The sequence below is a fragment of the Stutzerimonas sp. genome, assembly GCF_982611455.1.
The window spans coordinates 1-19,107 of sequence record NZ_CEXBBO010000010.1 but is presented as its reverse complement, the minus strand read 5'-3'; the positions used below and the strand labels follow the sequence as shown (position 1 = coordinate 19,107).

The window sequence follows — 19,107 nt, the reverse complement described above, 5'->3', positions numbered from 1 at the left end:
TGCTCATAGGCAGGAGGCGGTATCGATGCAAACCTTCAACGTGAATGGCATGACCTGCTCGCATTGCGAGCGCGCGGTGATCGATTCTATCCAGGCGCGCGATGCGAGCGCCGAGGTTCATGTAGATCTCGGCGCGGGCGTGGTACAGGTTGAGGGAAGCTTGAGCGAAAAGGCCATTCGCGAGGCGATCGAAGAAGAGGGTTATAAGGTTCAGTAGCGGGTGCGACGTCTGGATAGCCGTCGCGGTGATCGCAGCACGCTGCCCCGGCTGCGTCTTTAGACAGGGGCCGACATGACGGGTGTTTCCTGGACGTTATGCCAATCACGGATGAGCGCTCGAAACATAGGGTCGATCAGTGCCGCGGTGTCGCGCGCCGGATCGAACAGCTTCGGGTCACGGGTCCAGTCACTGAATAATCCAATAATCAATCCATGCAGTGCCAGCGCCGCCAGGCGTGGCGTAACGCCTGGTTGTAAACGGTCGCTGGCGCTGGCCAACAGCTTTTCGCATAGATCAATGAACTCATTGATGAAGGCGTGATGACGCTCTTCGGCTTCACGTAACTCCTCCGTAAATTCGCAACGATGAAGCAGAATGGTGAATATTCGTTTTTTTTGCTCATCCCGGCCTAGCGACTCGATGGCTTCGATGCACAGGTCGCGCAGGGTTTTCAGCGCTTGGCCCTCACAACTGTAGATACGGGCCGCAAGCTGCTCGGGTGGCAGACGGACCTGGTTGAGCATCTCGTGAAACAGGTGAGCCTTGTTCTGGAAATGCCAATACACCGCACCGCGGGTGACGCCAGCGTCGCGGGCGATCTGGTCGAGGCTGGTATGAGCTACCCCTTTGTCCAGAAACAAGCGCTCGGCGGAAGCGAGCAGGGCAATACGAGTCTTTTCAGCGTCTTCTTTGGTTCTTCGCATGTCTGAGCTACGGCAGCGTCGGGCTGCGTTAGGGCCCTGTCGGGCGGGTAGTGCGGGATTCGTTCTTCAATATCTGCAACTTTGATTGTTTACAATCGTCTGTGTATGTAACAGCATCTGACCTTCTCTGTAAACGTTCGATCTCAGCCGCGACCCTGTCGTGCGCTGGCGCATCGACTTTTCTGCTTGCGAGTCCCCTCAATGCGCCTCCCGCTTCTCTTGATATTGGGTGCCCTCAGCGCCTTCGGCCCGCTGGCTATCGATTTCTATCTGCCCGCCTTTCCGGCGATGGCGCGAGATTTCGCGACCGACGTCGAGCATGTGCAGCTATCGTTGGCGGCTTATTTCATCGGGCTTGCCCTGGGTCAACTGGCCTACGGTCCCCTGGCTGATCGCTACGGACGGCGTTGGCCACTGTTGATCGGGGTCACGCTGTTCACGCTGGCATCGCTGGCATGTTCCTTCGCACCGACGTTGGATTGGCTGATTGCGGCGCGATTCGTTCAGGCGCTTGGCGGCTGTGCCGGCATGGTGGTTACGCGCGCCGTCGTGCGTGACAGCTGTGATGCCGTGCAGGCGGCGAAAGTATTTTCCCAGCTGATGTTGGTCATGGGGCTGGCGCCAATCCTCGCACCGCTGGCGGGCGGCCTATTGATGAATGCGTTCGGCTGGCATGCGATTTTTGTCTCGCTGACGATATTCGGTGCCGCATGCGGTGTCGCGATCGCCTTGTGGTTGCCGGAAACATTGCCGACGGATGCACCCAAACTGCACCTCAGCGGCACTTTCAGGCGCTACATCGAGTTGTTCCGTGATCGAGAGTTCATCGCTTTCGCACTCTGCGGCGGGGTGGGAATGGCCGGCATGTTTGCCTATATCGCAGGGTCCCCATTCATATTCATCGAGCTCTACGGCGTCCCGACCGAGCACTACGGCTGGCTGTTCGGCACCAACGCGGCAGGCTTCATCGTTGTCACGCAGATCAATGCTCGCCTGCTGCGGTTACGGGGGCCAGGGTTCTGGTTGCGGCGTTTCGTCTGGTTCTACCTGGCCTGTGCTGCGGTACTGCTGGTGATCGCGCTGAGCAAGCCCGACGCGCTCTGGCCTCTACTGATCCCGCTGTTCATGGGCATGGCCAGTCTCGGCAGCATTTTGCCCAACGCCACGGCTTGCGCGATGGCTAAGCAAGGCCAGCAGGCCGGGCTTGCGTCGGCGCTGATGGGTAGTTTGCAGTTCGGTATCGCGGCGGGTGCGTCGGCGGCGGTCGGCGCACTGCACAACGGTACGGCGGTGCCGATGGCACTGGTGATCGCCGTCTGTGCGTTGCTCGCGACTTGCCTGGCCTGGTACACCGGGCAGCAGATGGTTTCGCAGCGGCACAACAGCAGTGCCTCGCCTTCGAACTGAAGCACCGCTGCGCAGATCGACTCAGAAGCCTTCGAGCACTATCTTGCCCTTGGCTTTGCCGCTTTCGATGAAGGCATGGGCGCGGCGCAGGTTCTGTGCGTTGATTTGCCCGTAATGCTCTCCCAGGGTCGTCTTCAGCACACCCTTGTCGATCAGCTCGGCGACGCGGTTGAGCAAATGGTGCTGAGCGATCATGTCCGGCGTCTGGTACAGCGAGCGCGTGTACATGAACTCCCAGTGCAACGACAAGCTCTTGCGCTTGAGCAGGCTGATATCGAGGCTCGCCGGGTCGTCGATCAGCGCCAGGCGTCCCTGCGGTTGCAGGGCTTCGACGATCTGCGGCAGATGCAGGTCGGTGTGGGTCAAGCTGGCGACGTGAGTGACGTCGGCGATGCCCAAGCGCTGCAGTTCATCAGTGAGCGGCTGGCTGTGGTCGATCACCTCATGGGCGCCGCGCTCGCGGACCCACGCCTGGGTGTCGGGGCGCGAGGCGCTGGCGATTACCTTCAGTCCGGTCAACTGACGGGCTAGTTGAACAAGGATAGAGCCGACACCGCCGGCGGCACCGATGATCAACAGGCGTTGGTTTTGATCTTCGGTTCCCTCAATGATCTGCAGCCGTTCGAACAGCAGCTCCCAAGCCGTGATCGAGGTCAGCGGTAAAGCCGCCGCCGCCGCGAAATCCAGCGAAGATGGCTTGCGACCGACGATGCGTTCATCGACCAGATGCAGCTCGCTGTTCGCACCCGGACGATCCAGTGCGCCGGCATAGAACACCTCGTCGCCAGGCTTGAACAGACTGACCTCGTCGCCCACGGCGCGCACCACGCCGGCGACATCCCAACCTAGCACCTGATGTTGGCCGTCCTCCGGCTGCACGCGCATGCGGATCTTGGTATCTACCGGATTCACCGAAATCGCACGGACCTCGACCAACAGATCACGCGGTCCCGGCGTCGGCTCGGGCAGCTCGATATCCATAAGCGATTCTGGGTTATCGATGGGGAGCGATTGGCGATACGCGATGGCTTTCATGTTGTTCCTTTGTTGATGGCGCGATTGAGCGAGGGATGCCATCTTCGGCTTTCGCGCTGCGAAGAAAAACCGCATATTCGACGACGCTCTTTCAACGGAACATTGAAAATGCTACGCACCGATGATCTGCAAGTTTTCGTTCGCACCGCTGATCTTGGCAGCCTGTCCGCGGCGGCCCGCACATTGGAGCTATCGCCAGCGGTGGCCAGCGCCGCTCTCAAGCGGCTTGAGGCGGAGCTGGGTTGTCGATTGCTGGTGCGCTCCACGCGCAGCTTGCGCCTGACGGGCGAAGGCGAGCAGTACTTGATGCATGCACGAGCGGCTTTGCAAAGCCTGGCCGAAGGGCAGCAGTTGTTGGCAGGTGGCAAAGCATCCATCAGTGGCCAGCTGCAGTTGGCCGCGCCGTCGGATCTCGGCCGCAATGTGTTGTTGCCCTGGCTCGATGAGTTTCAGCAACGGCACCCTCTAATCAGCCTGCGACTGCTCCTGGCTGACCGCAATGCTGATCTTTTCCGCCAGCCGGTAGATATCGCCTTGCGCTATGGCACGCCGGAGGATTCCAGTCTGGTGGCGCTTCCGGTGGCAGCGGCGAATCGACGCGTGCTGTGCGGCGCGCCAGCCTATCTGGCGCTTCATGGTGTGCCGCGTCAGCTGAATGAACTGGCCGAACATAATTGTCTGCGCTTCATGCTGGCCGGGCGCGTTCACGAGCGCTGGTGTTTCCATGACGGGCGAAGGGAGATGGCGCAGGTGGTAGCGGGCGATCGCATCAGCGACGACGCCGATGTGGTGCATCGCTGGGCATTGGCGGGTCATGGGCTGGTTTACAAGTCGTGGCTGGATGTCGCACAAGACGTGCAGGCCGGGCGGTTAACGGTGGTGTTGCCGTCTCTGTTGGGAGAGCCGGCTCCGCTAAACCTGATCTGCGCGCATCGCGCTCACCTGAGTGAAACCCTGCGCCTGTTGCGCGAACACCTGATCGAGCGTTGCCGGGTGCTGATCGATCAGGCGCCGTTCATGCGCTGAGCCGAGCCGCTGCATCGGCTCCGAGCGACTCAGTTGGCCAGGCGCGCGTCTAGGCTGTTCTGCGCCAGGCGCCGCGCCTGATCTTCGGTCATGCCCAGGCCGTCGTGCAGGGCCATGAAATTCTCGGTTACGTAGCCGCCGAAATAGGCCGGGTCGTCGGAATTCACCGTGACCTTCACGCCTTGTTCCAGCAACTGCAGGATGTTGTGCTGGCTCATGTCGTCGAACACGCAGAGCTTGGTGTTCGACAGCGGGCAGACGGTCAATGGGATCTGTTCCTCGATCAGCCGTGCGATCAACGTTGGGTCTTCGGCAGCGCGAACGCCATGGTCGATTCGGCTGACTTTGAGCAGATCCAACGCCTCCCAAATGTATTCCGGCGGGCCTTCTTCACCGGCATGAGCAACGGCGAGGAAACCTTCGGCACGGGCTTTAGCGAAAACCCGTTCGAACTTGCTCGGCGGATGACCAAGTTCCGAACTGTCGAGGCCGACCGCGAAAAAGGCGTCGCGAAAGGGCATTGCCTGTTCCAGCGTCTTGAAGGCTTCTTCTTCGGATAGGTGACGCAGAAAGCTGAGAATCAGGCCGCTGCTGACGCCGAGAAGCTTGCGGCCGTCGACCAGCGCGCCGTTGATGCCGCGCATCGCCACTTCGAACGGAATGCCGCGGTCGGTATGGGTTTGCGGGTCGAAGAAGGGCTCGGTATGGACCACGTTCTGCTCTTTGCACTTTTGCAGATAGGCCCAGGTCAGGTCGTAGAAGTCCTGCTCGGTGCGCAGCACGTCAGCGCCGGCATAGTAGAGGTCGAGAAACTCCTGCAGGTTGCCGAAGGCATAGGCACTGCGTAGCGCCTCGACGTCAGCCCAGGGCAGGGCAATCCTGTTGCGTTCGGCCAGTTTGAATAGCAGCTCGGGTTCCAGTGAACCTTCGAGGTGCAGGTGCAGCTCGGCTTTGGGCAAGGCGTTGAGCCAGTCGTACATAGGAGAAACCCCGTCTGGAATAAAACCGCATTCTAACCATTGTTGGCTCCTTGACCCCAGGGTCAACTTAACCGCTGCGTTCTGTTTGGAATGCAAGGTGAACAAGCCGCGGGCAGCATTCGACGTTTGTGCAAAAAACGACCACAGCGGCCCACAAGAGAGCCGGCGCGCTTCAGCGCGCTTTCTCCAGTGGTTATCCACAATGTTTTCCACGTGATCTGGGTATAAGCGAATACAACTTGATAGCTTTGAATGCTTAGCGTACGGCGTGTTTGATTTGTCTAAAAAACCTTGAAAATCAATGATTTTTTACATGCAAGAAGGGGTCAAATTGTTTAGGCTAAAATTTGATCTGGCCTCTCAAGTCCACGTCACTGCTGGGGTCGGTCAATTGTTCCCAAGGTTATCCACAGATTGATGCACCTCATCAGTGGGTAACCTGCTAACGAAAAAAGCCATGCCCGACCGAAGTCGGGCATGGCTCTTAAAACGCGCGCCATGAAGGCACACGTATCAGCTAGCGGTCAATTCTGTGGTGTAGGTGCAGGCTCGACCGGCTCGCCCATATCTGGCTCATCGTCCTCGGGCATGTTCACGTCCACGTCAGGCACGGTAATAGTCTTTTCTTTGGTGCCAACGTCCACGTCCGGGGCATCTACATCGTACTCGGGCAGATTGCCGCCTTCGACTTCCACGTCGGGCAGCGAGCCTTCCTCGGTTTTTTCGACATCGCAACCGGCCAGGCCTATGGAAGCGAGCAATACGGCTCCTGGGATGAGCCACTTGTAATTGCTTTTCATTGGTTGACTCCTCTTTCGCAACGGAAGGTGCGTTCGGCACTTTCACTCGTTTGCCGATCAGCGCGCTGTAAAACACCGGCCCAACGGTAAGTGCCGTTGTAGTAGGGACTTCTCCGGTTGCACGCAGTTCAACGGAGTGAGGTGTTCAGGTGTCCAGCGAACGCAACGTGGTTCGTCCACGGCTGATGTCGGCAAGCAATTGCTGCAGCCTTGGTTGCTCCGCTGCAGGCAGCGCCAACTGGAGTTCGGCGCCCTCCGCATCGAACGCCTCGCTTTCGATCAGAGCGTCGTATTCGCTCAAGCGTGCCTTGAGCAGCGCCAATTCGGCGAAGCGGCAATGAAAGCTGCAGCGAACCCGCGATACCAGCTCGGCGCGCTTGCCGGCCTGCAAACATTTCGCCGCCGAGCCGCCGTAGGCGCGGGCCAGCCCGCCGGTGCCGAGCTGAATGCCACCGAACCAGCGAATCACCACAACCACGACCCGGTCGCAATCTTGACCTTCGATGGCGGTGAGCATCGGCCGCCCTGCCGTTCCGCCGGGTTCGCCGTCATCGCTGAAGCGATATTGATTGCCTATCTTCCAGGCCCAGCAATTGTGCGACGCGGTGGGATCGCTGACGGCCTGAACGAACGCCTGGGCTTCCTCAGGGCTGGATACGGGGGCGGCCTTGGCCAGAAAGCGGCTTTTACGGATGGTTTCCTGAAAATCGCAAGGCGCGGCGAGGGTGAACGTCATAGGGCGGCGTGGGCTTGGAATGAGCGAGCATTGTAGCGGCGCCCTGTGCGTTCCGCCGATGTGCCGGGATGCCGCTCGGTGGATCAGGCTGAACTTTAAGTCGCCCGGCATCCCCCAACGAAAGACAGACGCCGGGGGTGATCCATACCCAACCGCAATCACCGAGGAGAAACAGCGATGCTCAATTCCAAGTATCAGGCGTGCATCCAGGCTTGTTCCAATTGTGCGCTGGTCTGCGAAACCTGCGCTGCGTCCTGCCTGCGCGAGGAGGACGTGAAGATGATGGCTCGCTGCATCGAGCTGGACCGCGATTGTGCCGATATGTGCGCAATGGCCGCGGTGTTGATGACCCGTGACAGCGCCTATGCCCAAGCTTTTTGTAAGCTCTGCGCACAAGTTTGCCGCCAGTGCGGCGAAGAATGCGGCAAACATCAGATGGACCATTGTCAGGCTTGTGCCGAAGCCTGCCGCCAGTGCGCCGAAGAATGCGAGCGCATGGCTGCCTGATGTCACTCGGACCGAAAGGTCATGCTTCAGCGGTTGCATGACCTTTTTGACAGATCGCCGGACAGCTAGAATCGCTGGCAGCTTCGCCGAAGCTGCCGGGGCGTCACGGTGTGTGTCCGGCGAACTCAGGCGATCGCCTGATGCCAGGCGCCGAACGGATCCGGCAGGCGCAGCCAGTGTTCCGGGCCGAGCTGCCATTCGGTATCGCTGAGCAGGCAATCATCAAGCTCGGCGCGCAGCTGATCGAAGTCGATGTGTTGGCCGATGAACACCAATTCCTGGCGGCAATCGCCACATTCCTCATGCCACTTGCTGCGTATCGTCGTGCGGCTTTCATCGTCTTCCGGCCATTGTGCTTCGGGGGTGAAGCGCCACCAGCGGCCGGCATAGTCGTAGCGCATCAGCCCGCCGGCCTGCGACCAACTGCCCGCCTCTTGTGGCCGACTCGCCAGCCAGAAATAGCCCTTCGAGCGCAGAAGCCGGCCATTACTCCACTCGCGGTTGAGAAAGTCGTGAAAGCGTTGTGGATGAAACGGCCGTCGCGCCAGATACGCGGTGGACGCGATGCCATATTCCTCGGTTTCTGGCGCGTGCTCTCCGCGCATCTCCTTGAGCCAGCCTGGTGCCTCGGCAGCGCGCTCGAAGTCGAAGCGGCGTGTGTCGAGGATCTTCGCCAGCGACATGCTGCCCATGCTCATCGGCAGAATTTCGGCATGGGTGTTCAGGCGGCCAAGGATCGCGGTGAGCTCTTCGCGTTCGGTACTAGAGATCAGATCGACCTTGCTGATTAGGATGACGTCGGCGAATTCGACCTGCTCGATCAACAAGTCGGTGATCGAGCGCTGGTCATCATCACCGAGGGTTTCGCCGCGGCTCGCCAGGTTTTCCGCTTCATGGAAGTCGCGGAGAAAGTTCACCCCGTCGACCACCGTGACCATGGTGTCCAGCCGCGCCAGGTCCGCCAGGCTATCGCCCTGTTCGTCGCGGAAGGTGAAGGTTTCGGCCACTGGCATGGGCTCGGATATACCGGTGGATTCGATCAGCAAATAGTCGAAACGTCCTTCGCGGGCCAGCTTCCCGACTTCCTCGAGCAGGTCTTCGCGCAGGGTGCAGCAAATGCAGCCATTGCTCATTTCCACCAGTTTTTCTTCGCCGCGGTTGAGGCTGACGTCGCGCTGGACCTCGGCGCCATCGATGTTGATTTCACTCATGTCGTTGACGATGACCGCCACGCGGCGGCCTTCGCGGTTCTTCAGAATGTGGTTGAGCAGGGTGCTCTTGCCGGCACCTAGGAAGCCGGACAGCACGGTTACAGGGAGGCGGTTCATGGCGATCCTTCAGGCGGTTCGTTGATGTTTTTCACGTGCTTCCTGGCGTTCTTTCGCTTCGATGCACAGCGTCGTGGTGGGGCGTAGCAGAAGGCGTTTCAGGCCGATGGGCTCGCCGGTTTCAGCGCACCAGCCGTACTCACCGCGCGCGAGGTCGGCGCGTGAATCGTCGATCTTGTCGAGCAGCTTTTTCTCGCGCTCCAGCAAGCGCAGCTGCCACTGGCGCTGTTCCTCAGCGCTGCCCAAATCGGCCGGATCACTGCTGGGCTCCTGCTCACGCAGAACGAGGAATTCCTCGGCGATGCGCGCCTGTAATTCCGCGCGTTGGCGCAGCAGCAGGTCACGGAAGAAGGCTTGCTGGGCTTCGTTCATGTAGGCGTCGGCGGGTTGGGCGAGAAGTTCTGCTTCGGTCATGGGACGTGCGCGGGTAGTGGTTGCTAGTTTGTAGTTATAACATAACATTTATCGAGCCATGCAAAGCAACCCATCGGAGGGTCGATAGCTGGGGGAGGATTGGAAGGAGAGACCTGCGCCTGAAAAGGCGCAGGGGGACGCGAGAAGAATCAGGCGGCCTTGCAGGCGTGTAGGCGCGGTCGAAGTGGATCAGCGCATCGCTATCGTTCCGGGTCGAAACGCCTGGAAATTCACGCCTCAGGCTGGCTGGCGATCACGGTAGGCTTCCGCAATTTGCACCAGCACAACCAGAGTCACGATCGGCAAGAGCCCAATGTTGACGGCGGCCCAACCCGCCTGAGCGATGAGCGCGCCTGAGGCGAAGGACATCACCGCGGCGACGCTGCCATTGCTGAGCTCCATGAGGCCTTGTGCACGCGCTCGTTCTTCCGGTGCATGGCCGTGGCCCAGTTGGGTGGTGCCTGCCACGAGCATGAGGTTCCAGCCGATACCGAGCAGGCCGCTGCTGACCATGAAGTGCCAGTGGCTAACACCGAGCAGGGCAATCATGGCACTGGATATGAGCAAGGCGCCGCCAAGACAGGCGACCAGTCGGCTGCCCAGCCTGTCCACCAGCGGCCCGGCAACGAACGCCGGCAGGAACATCCCGAGCATATGCCACTGGATCACCTGGCCGCTGGCCTGCAGATTCAGGCCTTCGCCATGCATCGCCAATGGCGTCGCGTTCATCACTAGCACCATCAGGCCGTGTCCGGCTGCGGTGGTCAACACGGCGGCCCTCACGGTGGGCCGCGCGAGAAGCTCACGCCACGACACAGACGAAGGGGCCACTGACGAAGAGGCGACTTGCGAGGCGGATGTACCGCTGCCTGGCTTCAGCCCAGCAAGGACTACGAGCCCCGCTGCGGCCAGAACCGCAATCAGCAGGTAGGCACCGGCAAAGGGTGTGGTTACCAAGCCACGGGCGGTTGTGCCGAGTGAAGGCGCCACCAGCGCGGCGACCACGCCACCGCCGATCACGCATGCCGCGGCCCGGCCTTTGAAGGACTCGCCCACCGCTTCCAGCGCGGCAAAACGGTAGTACATAGCCGACGCCTGATAGGCGCCGATTGGCAGCGCGCCGAGGCAGAGCAAGGTAAAGCTGTCGAGCCAGAGCGATAGCGCACTAATAAGACCGCCCGCCACGCCGGCCAGGGCTCCGAATAGAAAGCCGACCTTACGACCACGCCGCTGCATGAGCCAAGCAATGGGCTGCAAGGCGAGCAGGCCGCCGAGCATCAGCAGGGCGAGTGGTAGGGTCGCGAGGCCCGCTGACGGTGCCAGGCGAAGGCCGACGATCGAGGTGAGGATGATGCCGGTCATCGCGCAAGACCAGAACAGCGCTTGGGCGACGAACAGTCGGAAAATTTGGGCGTTGCTGAATAGAAGATGCATAAGGTCAATCCCGTGTCATGAGAAAGCAGGCACAGCCGCGCCTGGCTTGACGCCGGGCCTGTTGTGGTTGAGGAGTTGATGTCCGGCTGGGATTCCGATCAGCCGAAGCGCTGGAAAAAGTCCCGAGGGCTCACCGAAAGATGTTTTTGGAAGCTGCGTCTGAGATTTTCCGGATGGCCGAAACCGGTCAGGCGCGCCACCGTCGCGATCGACGCCTCGGCGCTCAACAGCAGGCTGCGGGCGGCCTCCAGCCGCACTCGCTCGATGTATTGCCCCGGTCCCATGCCCACTTCCTGGTTGAACAGGCGGCACAGGGTGCGCGGCGTCATGTGCGCCTGGTCGGCCAAGGCTTCGATGGACAGGTCATCGCCCAGGTTGCCGGGTATCCATTCGAGCAGCGCGGCGAGACGGGCCACGCCGCCGGTCGGTGCGGCCAGCATGGGGCTGAACTGCGTCTGGCCGCCCGGTCGGCGGAGGAACATCACCAGCCGCTGGGCGACCGAGAGGGCCAGTGCGCGCCCGAGATCGGCCTCGACCAGCGCTAGCGCGAGGTCGATGCCGGCGGTGACGCCAGCGGAACTGAATAGGTGAGCCGTTTCTGGATCCGCCGGATCGTAAGTGTGCAGCCGGTCGCCTTGCACATCCACGGTCGGGTATTCGCCAAGGGCCTGGAGATCGGCCCAGTGGGTGGTGGCCTTGCGACCGTCGAACAGCCCGGCTTCGGCCAGAATCAAGGCGCCGGAACACACCGATCCCAGGCGACGCACACTGGGTTCGGCGCGTCGCAGCCAGTCGAGCAAAGGCCGGTTGTGCATCTGCAGCTCCACACCATTGCCTCCCGGAATCAACAACGTATCCAGCGCGACCGGATCGATACTGGCCCACTCGGCGTCTGCAACCAGCTGCAGCCCCGCCGAGGTTGCGAAGGGACCGGGCTTTTCGCCAATCAGCAGGAGTTCGTAATAGGACGGCAGACCTTGCCGTCGGCGCTCGACATTGGCCGACGCGAAGACTTGCATCGGACCGGTGACGTCAAGGCTCATGACATCCGGGTAAACCAGACAGGCGATGGTGCGAGTAGCGTCCATGGTGCACCTCTACAGGAAAGTGGGGTGCAGTGTGTGGCGGCTGTGCCATTGTCACAATGACAAGCTTCCCACGGATCTTGCCATTTTGCGCTCGGGTTGGCGCCCAACGTCTTGGGCGCTTCGCTTATTAGTCGGTGGGAGGACAACGCAGCGCGCGCCGCCGCTCCGCGGCCCGGTTGCGCTTATCGCTTGATGGTCCCGAGACGCATGAAGCGCGTTTCGCCGTTGGCATCCTCCACACCGTCGTTATCGGTAACGACGAACAGACGGCCCTGCTTGTCGACCGCGGCACCTTCGACCTTGTCCAGCACCCAGCCGCCGGTGCTCTTCAGATCAGGCAGCAGGTCGCGTTCCAGGTGCTTGGTGACAAGCGGGAAACTCTGACCCTCGGCAGCCGGCTGCATGCCGCTCAGGTCGATGCGGTAGAGCCGTTTGACCTCAGCTGCAGGACCCTGCTGGTTGTCGCGTTCGATAACGAGGAACTGGCCGTTGCCGATCGACGTGAGCTCAGACAATCCAACCCAACCGCCTTCGACAGCCGGATCGAGCGGGTAGTGATAGAAGCCCCACTCACCGCTGTTCGGATTGAACACGCCGATGCGCACCTTGCCGGCCGGGTCGTTCTGCCACTCCCGCTGAAAGGCTACGTACACGCGGGTGCTGGCGCCTTCGCCGACCACCGCAACGCCCTCGAAACCATTGCTGGTCTGCTGCGCCGCCGCGTCTGCGGGCAGAGCGTGTTCTTCAAGCACTTCGCCTTGCGCGTTGGTGTGGATCAACAGGTTTGGCTTGGCCTTGCCGTTGCCTTCCGACGCCAGCCAGAATTCGCCATTGGCGGCCTGGGCGATACCTTCCAGATCGTAGTCGACGGTCGCGCCTGCTTTGCGTAGCTCGATTTGCCCGTCGATGACGGCCGGCGTCTTGCTCGTATCGACATTGAAGATGCGCGAGGCCTGGTAATAGCTGTCCGGCACCGCGTACAGGCGGTTTTCCTGCGCACGGTCCGCGACCAGGCCGCTGAGCGCGCCCCAAGGGATCAGCTTGCTTTCGGTCGAGCGGATCTCTGGGTACGACGCAGACTTGGCGCCGAACTGATAGATCGAGATGGTCGAGCGATAGCCGTCTTCGGCCGAATCTTCTTCGCTACTGACCACCAACAGGTTGCGCGAGGGAATCGGCAGAATCCCTTCCGGACCCATGCCGGCCGGTAACAGCTGGTGCACTACCGGCGCCCATGGGCGGGCGACGTCATAGACGGCCACCGCATTGCCACGCTCGCTGCCGACGAAGAGAAAATCCTGCTTGCGGAAACTGGCGGAGGCGATGCCTTCCGGCTCGATGCCTTTGTTTTCCGAACGGCTTTCCGGATAGTGGCCCGCGCGGATGAATGCCTGCTCCAGCGACGCGCCGGATTCGTACCAGAGCTGACCGTTGTAATCGAACAGGGTGAAGCTTCGGCTGCCGCCTTCTTCGCCATTGGCGTCCTCGTAATCGCCCTCATTGGCGGTCGCCAGCAGCGGGCCGACCCAGGCAATCGAGTCCGGCTCGCGGCGTTTGCCTTTGAGCACGCCGACCGGTTCGATGCGGTCGTTTTCCTCTACGTCGACGCCGTCCAGATCGACCTGACCGGCGCTGAAGTGGCGCAGCACGCGGCCACGGCGCAGGTCGACGAGCACGATGTGGTTGTTCTCCTGCAGGGTGACGGCAGCGACGTCTTGATCAGTGATGCTGACGTACTCGGGCTCGGGATCACTCGGTGCCACGTCGGCCAGGCCGGTCAAATTGACGTCCCGTGTGCTCCAGCGCGACGGTTGACCCTTGAGGTCGACGATGCGCAGAAAGCCGGCTGGCAACTGCGGGATCAGTCCGTCGTTCAGCTCCTCGTCACGCTCGTTTTCGATGGCTACCGCGGCGTAACGGCCCCTCGGGCTGATGGCGATGGAGTCCGGCTGGCCACCCATGGGCAGCGTGGCGACGCGTTTGGGCTGCGCGGGGTTGCGAATGTCGAACACCGCCAGCACGCCGTCGGGCTGGGCAAAGCCGAGCGAGGTGTTCACCGCTACCAGTGCATAGTGCTGGTGCACGGCCACAGACGTCGGTTCGCCTTCGAGCTGCACGAAGCCTGCGGGCTTCGGTGATTTCGGATCGCGAATGTCCACCAAGCCGATCCGCCCGCCGGGACTGTCGGTGTAAATCAGCGTCCGGCCATCGCGGCTCACCGCGGTGATTTCGGCGACCGTCTGGCGCGTGACGTCCTCGTCCGAACCGAGATTGCGGTACACCGGAAAGGTCGCGACCCGCTCGAAATAGTCGACCCCATGTGAGGCCGCGGCACGCGAAGACGCGGCCTGCGAGGCCAACGGCAGCAGGGTCAGTGTCAGCGCCGTGGAAAGCGCGGTGCGGGTCAGGCGGGTCGGAGTTCTCATGCGGGCCTCGGCGTTCGGTAATTGGGAGTTAGCCAAAACACGCTAGGCGGGGATTGTTACGAGGGCGTTACGCAAATGGAGGGACGAACTTAGATGAGGTGAACCGTGCCGCACATCCGCTCAGTACCGGGCGAGTCGCTCAAGGGCCGTGGCGACAAGCCAATAGATTACAAACCAGGCCATGGCCGAAAGAAGCCAACCCAAAAAATTGGGGGATGACATTCCCCAACCGCTCAAACCACCATTCTGCAAAACAGGCAAACCGACTTGATGCAGGAGATACGGAAGCGCCACCGCAGTAACTCCGAAGGCCTCGAATGGCGTCCCTTGAAACGCTGGGGTGAAAATCGCGAGCGCCAACATCAAGCCATGTAGAAGGCAACTGGCGAGCCAAATCCAGAGGATACGGGTAACAGCCTGTCTCATCGCTCAGCCTGCCTCAGTCGTACTCAGCATGCTGAGGCAAATCGTCCGTAATCTGAAACCACGGCGCTTTGCTATCGACAAACACGTGGCGCTGCGCTTTTACCCCTGGATCGGTATCGAGTGTTCCCAGTGGGAAACCGTACACCTCGGGGTGGGCGTCGAACTTCGTGTACAGGCTAGAACCGCAGTTCGAGCAGAACCCTTTGTGCTCGCCTGGGGATGACTCATAGAACTTGATCAGTTCTTGACCAGTGACGGTCTTCCAGTCCGCCGAGCGCACCTTGGCGCGGGTTCTGAAAGCAGAAGCATGCAGCTTTCGGCACATTGAACAGTGACAGTTCAGAACGTCCGTGAGGGGACCCTGTATCTCGTATCGGATACCGCCGCAGAGGCAACTGCCTGATTGATTCATTGATTCGCCTTCCTTGTGATAACGATTGTTCAATCAGCCTGTTCGCTTTCGATCTGCAAGCAGGTCAGTCATGGCACGTGCCGAGAGTTTCCCGCTGTGTGGGTCTTTGCCAGCGGCTCGGTCCGCGTGGGGCTCGGCGATATGTACAGGAGCTGATCGAGCCTGTCGAGTGGAGGTTGGGGCCTAAAGGGAGCGGATATTTAGCGCGCTGTCCACACGCTAATAAACATTTCCCGTGTCGCGGACACCTTTCGCTGGGTACTACTTCGGTTGAAGTTCCAACAGACGACCGTCGCCCCCATCTTCCAGCAACCAAATGCTGCCATCAGGGCCTTGTTCGACTTCGCGGATGCGCGCACCCATGTCGTAGCGTGCCGCTTCAGTGGCTTCTTCACCATTCAAGGTGATGCGCAGTAGGCCCCTGGCCGAAAGGCCGCCGATGAGTGCGTCGCCTCCCCAGTCGGCGAACCGCTCACCGTCGTAGATGATGAGGTCAGCAGGGGAGATCACCGGCGTCCAGAAGATCTTGGGTGCGGTGAATTCGGGGCGCGTGTCGTGATCTGGAATGGGCTTTCCACCGTAGTGATCTCCGTTGGAGACCTCCGGATAACCGTAGTTGCCACCCTTCTGAATCAGATTGAACTCGTCGCCCCCTTCCGGCCCCATTTCGTGTTCCCACAGGCGACCTTGGGCGTCGAACGCGATCCCGAGTGGATTGCGATGCCCCAGTGACCAAATTTGCGCCGTCACGCCGCCTTGATCAGCGAACGGATTGTCGGACGGTACGCTCCCATCCTCGTTCAGGCGGATGATCTTGCCGAGGTTGCTTTTAATGTCCTGTGCCGGGGTGAACTTCTGCCGCTCGCCAGACGAAATCCAGAGCTTGCCGTCCGGGCCGAATGCGAGGCGATGCCCGTAATGCCCGCCGCCGGAAACCTTGGGCGTCTGCCGCCAGATCACCTTCAGATCGGAAAGCGAGCCGCCATCAGCGCCCAGCTCGAGTGTTGCGCGTGCGACGGCCGCGCCACGATTACCGCCGTCACCTTTTTCGGCGTAGCTGATGTAAACGACGCGATTCTGCGCATAGTCCGGATGAAGGATGACGTCGCCGAGCCCGCCCTGGCCGCCGTAGGCCACGTCGGGTACGCCGTCTATCTCATGGGTCTTACCCGTTTTTACATCGACGTGCTTGAGCACGCCGCGTTTTTCCGTGACGAGCGCCGTGCCGTCCGAGAGGAAGGTCATCGCCCAGGGCTCGGAGAAGGTGGCGCGTGGCGTTGCGCTGAAGGGCCATTGGCCCTCCTCAAGCACCTCCGGTGCTGCAGTTGCAGCGATTGAGGCGAAACCTAAGGCGATCGTGCTGGCGATCTGCTTGGAAACACGCGTCATAACCATCCTCTCCTCGAAAGTCAGCGCCACGTTACTGCGCAAGGTGATCGATATTGAATTCGGATTTGTTACTTGGCGCGTCAGGGCAGGGCGCCCAGTGATGCTTCGCAAAGCTCCAGCGGTAAATTGCCGGGCGGCGGTCGTTCGATCCCAGCAGTAGCCGACAACCGTGGGGTTGTCGGCTTCGCTTAGTGTCCGATTAAACGGATCACTGCGTGCGGGTCACCCGCCATACGGTGTTTGCCAGATCGTCGGCGACGATCAGCGCACCGCTCGGGTCGACGGTCACACCCACCGGCCTCCCACGAGTCTTCGCGTCGGAGGTTTGAAAGCCCGTCACGAAGTCCATCGGCTCGCCGGATGGGCGACCGTTGCTGAATGGCACGAAGACGACCTTGTAGCCGGACGGGGCCTCGCGGTTCCAGCTGCCGTGCTCGCCGACGAACACGCCTTCTGCGAACTTCTCACCCATGACCGGCGAAGAGAAGTCCAGGCCTAGCGCGGCGACGTGGGGGCCTAACGCGTAGTCCGGCTTGATCGCAGAGGCGACCAAGTCAGGATTCTGCGGTCGCACACGATCATCGACATTCTGACCCCAGTAGCTATACGGCCAGCCGTAGAAACCGCCTTCTCGTATTGAGGTCAAGTAATCCGGAACCAGATTCGGGCCCAGCTCGTCCCGTTCGTTCGCCACCGCCCATAATTGGCCGGACCCTGGCTGTATCGCCAACGCCGTTGGATTGCGTACACCGGTTGCATAAGGCTTGTGGGCACCGGTTTCGGCGTCGATCTGCCAGATCATGGCGCGGTCGACTTCCGCCTCCAGTCCGCGCTCGGTGATGTTGCTGTTGGAACCGATGCCGACATACAGAAAGCGTCCGTCGGGGCTAACGGCCAGCGATTTGGTCCAATGATGGTTAATCTCCGATGGGAGATCGGTGACCTTGGTCGGCGTACCGCTGGCTTCGGTCTGACCCTCCTGATAATCGAAGCGTACCAGTGCATCCTGATTGGCTACGTACAGGTTGCCCTCGAACAGGGCCAGCCCGTACGGCGCGTTGAGGTTATCGGCAAATACGGTCTGGAGTTCATAGGTGCCATCGCCATCGGCATCTCGCAGCAACGTCAGGCGATTGCCACTTTTAACGGAGGTGTTGCCCTGCGCCTTGATGTAACCGGCGATCACATCCTTTGGCTTCAGCTTCGGTGCATTGCCCCCCCGGCCTTCTGCCACAAGGATGTCGCCATTGGGCAGGACGAGGGTCTGGCGCGGGATCTTCAGATCGGTAGCGATGGCCGTGACGGCGTAACCCTGCGGCACCGTCGGCTTCTCGTCGCCCCAGTTGGCCGGCTCAGCGATCGTCATGCTGGGCAGCAGACCTCGCTGGGGCTCGGGGAGCTTGGGGTCGGCGCCGAGCGATTGAGCGATATTCTGATCCTCGCCACCACATGCACTCAAAAACAACGCCACGGTCAGGATGGTTAGTGGGCTCGTGTGCTTCATGCTTCACCTCCTGCACGCAGATTGGTGAGACCGATCCAGGTCGCCACGCAGGCCAGTACGGTGACTATTACCGATAGAACCAGGCCTGAGGGCATCGCTGCCCAGGCGTCCTTGGCGTGCTCGAGTGCGTTGATGAAGCCCAGCACCCAAGTGGCCAGCAGGAGCAGAAGGTAAACCAGCGGTCGCCCTTTTTTCTGCGTCGCTCGGATCAGATTGACCAACGCAAACAGTATCGCCAGCCCGCAGAAAACCAGGCCCCCGGCAATCAGCCAGGAGGAGAAATTGGTCCACTGGATCTCGTAGGTGCGGTAGTAGGCGATATCACTGAGCATGGCGCCGAGAAAGAGGGGAACGGTGCCGGCAAGTAGCGTCGCGTGCAGCGGGTTCGGTATGTGGCGGGAGATGCTGTGTGTCGTGTGGTGAGTGTTGTGGGTGATAACGGTCACGAAGGCCTCCTCATCGCTGGGCGACCCTGGCCTGATGCCGTTGCGGATGCGCTAGCCCGCCGGGTTCGCTCTGAATGTGCATAAGAGGGGATCGTACCGCTGGGGAATTAGTTCACTCTGATCGGCGTGCCTAGTGCCATCGGAATGACTGCCTCGCGCCACTTTTCGACTGTGAATCGTGCAACTGATATCAGTTGCACGTTCGTTCCTGCCGCGAGTAACTCGACGATAGGCTGCGTATCGACTAAACAACTGTAGGAGCCGCGTGTCGCTATGCAATCGAACGGGTTTCGATGGGCTAGTTACATTCAGCACAGGTGAACTACCCAGCCGATACAAGGCGCCGGACAAATACTTTTCCCCGACCCTTTTGCCCAACTCATGAAGAAATCCGATCTCGTAGAGCACTATCGCCGCTACATCGCCTGCCTGAACCAGCAGGACTGGCCGAACCTCGGGGCCTTCGTTCACAGCGATGCCCACTACAACGGCCGGCTCATAGGCCTTTCCGGTTATCGCGCCATGTTGGAAGATGACTTCAAGGCGATCCCGGATCTGAGCTTTAATATTCAACAACTGATCGTCGACCCGCCAAACGTAGCCTGCCGGCTGCAGTTTGACTGCACACCCATTGGGGCGCTCTTCGGCCTGCCGGTAAACGGCAGGCGCGTTGAATTTGGTGAGAACGTATTTTATGAGTTTCGGGAGGGGCGGATTTGGAGTGTGTGGTCGGTTATCGACAAGGTGACGATTGAGGCGCAACTTGGTTAGTTAGGGAAACTCTGAAGAAGACTTCCAGATTTTGGCAAAATACCCGGATTCCAC

The 19,107-nt window shown here is 60.7% G+C and carries 19 protein-coding genes; 5 read left to right on the top strand and 14 right to left on the bottom strand.

Going from position 1 to position 19,107, the window contains the following annotated elements:
- Positions 1–25: 25 nt before the first annotated feature.
- A complete protein-coding gene (locus AC2LD7_RS08275) occupies positions 26–217 on the top strand; it encodes a heavy-metal-associated domain-containing protein (RefSeq protein ID WP_484597286.1) in 192 nt (63 codons plus the stop codon).
- Between the two features lie 59 nt (positions 218–276).
- Here AC2LD7_RS08275 and AC2LD7_RS08270 read toward each other — a convergent pair whose 3' ends face one another.
- Positions 277–924, bottom strand: a complete 648-nt coding sequence (locus AC2LD7_RS08270) for a TetR family transcriptional regulator (RefSeq protein WP_484597285.1) — start codon at positions 922–924, stop codon at positions 277–279.
- 201 nt (positions 925–1,125) lie between these two features.
- Here AC2LD7_RS08270 and AC2LD7_RS08265 point away from each other — a divergent pair, with 201 nt between their 5' ends.
- A complete protein-coding gene (locus AC2LD7_RS08265) occupies positions 1,126–2,331 on the top strand; it encodes a Bcr/CflA family multidrug efflux MFS transporter (RefSeq protein WP_484597284.1) in 1,206 nt (401 codons plus the stop codon).
- Between the two features lie 21 nt (positions 2,332–2,352).
- On the opposite strand, the gene AC2LD7_RS08260 is transcribed toward AC2LD7_RS08265, so the two are convergent.
- Positions 2,353–3,366, bottom strand: coding sequence for a zinc-binding alcohol dehydrogenase family protein (locus tag AC2LD7_RS08260; protein WP_484597283.1), 1,014 nt, complete (start codon positions 3,364–3,366; stop codon positions 2,353–2,355).
- Between the two features lie 108 nt (positions 3,367–3,474).
- On the opposite strand from AC2LD7_RS08260, the gene AC2LD7_RS08255 reads away from it, so the two are divergent.
- Positions 3,475–4,392 carry a LysR substrate-binding domain-containing protein gene (locus AC2LD7_RS08255; protein WP_484597282.1) on the top strand — a complete coding sequence of 306 codons (918 nt, stop codon included), beginning with the start codon at positions 3,475–3,477 and terminating at the stop codon, positions 4,390–4,392.
- Between the two features lie 29 nt (positions 4,393–4,421).
- On the opposite strand, the gene AC2LD7_RS08250 is transcribed toward AC2LD7_RS08255, so the two are convergent.
- The 3 genes from AC2LD7_RS08250 to AC2LD7_RS08240 form a co-directional block, all read right to left on the bottom strand.
- Positions 4,422–5,372, bottom strand: a complete 951-nt coding sequence (locus tag AC2LD7_RS08250; RefSeq protein WP_484597281.1) for an adenosine deaminase — start codon at positions 5,370–5,372, stop codon at positions 4,422–4,424.
- 524 nt (positions 5,373–5,896) lie between these two features.
- Entirely contained in the window at positions 5,897–6,172 is a 276-nt protein-coding gene (locus tag AC2LD7_RS08245; RefSeq protein WP_484597280.1) for a hypothetical protein, read from the bottom strand.
- A gap of 145 nt (positions 6,173–6,317) precedes the next feature.
- Positions 6,318–6,908 (bottom strand): IMPACT family protein, encoded by a 591-nt coding sequence (locus AC2LD7_RS08240; protein WP_484597279.1) that lies wholly within the window; start codon positions 6,906–6,908, stop codon positions 6,318–6,320.
- Positions 6,909–7,085: 177 nt separating this feature from the next.
- Here AC2LD7_RS08240 and AC2LD7_RS08235 point away from each other — a divergent pair, with 177 nt between their 5' ends.
- On the top strand, positions 7,086–7,415 hold the full coding sequence (locus AC2LD7_RS08235; RefSeq protein WP_484597278.1) for a four-helix bundle copper-binding protein: 330 nt from the start codon (positions 7,086–7,088) through the stop codon (positions 7,413–7,415).
- Positions 7,416–7,540: 125 nt separating this feature from the next.
- Here AC2LD7_RS08235 and zigA read toward each other — a convergent pair whose 3' ends face one another.
- The 9 genes from zigA to AC2LD7_RS08190 all read right to left on the bottom strand — a co-directional run bounded on the left by zigA (position 7,541) and on the right by AC2LD7_RS08190 (position 18,282).
- Entirely contained in the window at positions 7,541–8,743 is a 1,203-nt protein-coding gene (gene zigA / locus AC2LD7_RS08230; protein WP_484597277.1) for a zinc metallochaperone GTPase ZigA, read from the bottom strand.
- A gap of 9 nt (positions 8,744–8,752) precedes the next feature.
- Positions 8,753–9,157 carry an RNA polymerase-binding protein DksA gene (gene dksA / locus AC2LD7_RS08225; RefSeq protein ID WP_484597276.1) on the bottom strand — a complete coding sequence of 135 codons (405 nt, stop codon included), beginning with the start codon at positions 9,155–9,157 and terminating at the stop codon, positions 8,753–8,755.
- Positions 9,158–9,394: 237 nt separating this feature from the next.
- Positions 9,395–10,591 (bottom strand): MFS transporter, encoded by a 1,197-nt coding sequence (locus AC2LD7_RS08220; RefSeq protein ID WP_484597275.1) that lies wholly within the window; start codon positions 10,589–10,591, stop codon positions 9,395–9,397.
- A gap of 98 nt (positions 10,592–10,689) precedes the next feature.
- Positions 10,690–11,679: a GlxA family transcriptional regulator gene (locus tag AC2LD7_RS08215; protein WP_484597274.1), complete on the bottom strand. Its 990-nt coding sequence runs from the start codon at positions 11,677–11,679 to the stop codon at positions 10,690–10,692.
- A 182-nt stretch (positions 11,680–11,861) separates the two neighbouring features.
- Positions 11,862–14,105, bottom strand: coding sequence for an esterase-like activity of phytase family protein (locus AC2LD7_RS08210; RefSeq protein ID WP_484597273.1), 2,244 nt, complete (start codon positions 14,103–14,105; stop codon positions 11,862–11,864).
- A gap of 439 nt (positions 14,106–14,544) precedes the next feature.
- Positions 14,545–14,976, bottom strand: a complete 432-nt coding sequence (locus AC2LD7_RS08205) for a GFA family protein (protein ID WP_484597272.1) — start codon at positions 14,974–14,976, stop codon at positions 14,545–14,547.
- A gap of 228 nt (positions 14,977–15,204) precedes the next feature.
- Positions 15,205–16,362 (bottom strand): PQQ-dependent sugar dehydrogenase, encoded by a 1,158-nt coding sequence (locus AC2LD7_RS08200; protein WP_484597271.1) that lies wholly within the window; start codon positions 16,360–16,362, stop codon positions 15,205–15,207.
- Positions 16,363–16,540: 178 nt separating this feature from the next.
- Positions 16,541–17,836 carry a PQQ-dependent sugar dehydrogenase gene (locus AC2LD7_RS08195; protein WP_484597270.1) on the bottom strand — a complete coding sequence of 432 codons (1,296 nt, stop codon included), beginning with the start codon at positions 17,834–17,836 and terminating at the stop codon, positions 16,541–16,543.
- On the bottom strand, positions 17,833–18,282 hold the full coding sequence (locus AC2LD7_RS08190) for a DUF2231 domain-containing protein (RefSeq protein ID WP_484597269.1): 450 nt from the start codon (positions 18,280–18,282) through the stop codon (positions 17,833–17,835). Before AC2LD7_RS08190 ends, AC2LD7_RS08195 begins: the two co-directional genes overlap by 4 nt.
- A 381-nt stretch (positions 18,283–18,663) precedes the next feature.
- On the opposite strand from AC2LD7_RS08190, the gene AC2LD7_RS08185 reads away from it, so the two are divergent.
- The gene (locus tag AC2LD7_RS08185) at positions 18,664–19,053 is read left to right on the top strand and encodes an ester cyclase (protein WP_484597268.1); all 390 of its coding nucleotides are present in this window, start codon (positions 18,664–18,666) and stop codon (positions 19,051–19,053) included.
- Positions 19,054–19,107: the final 54 nt, after the last annotated feature.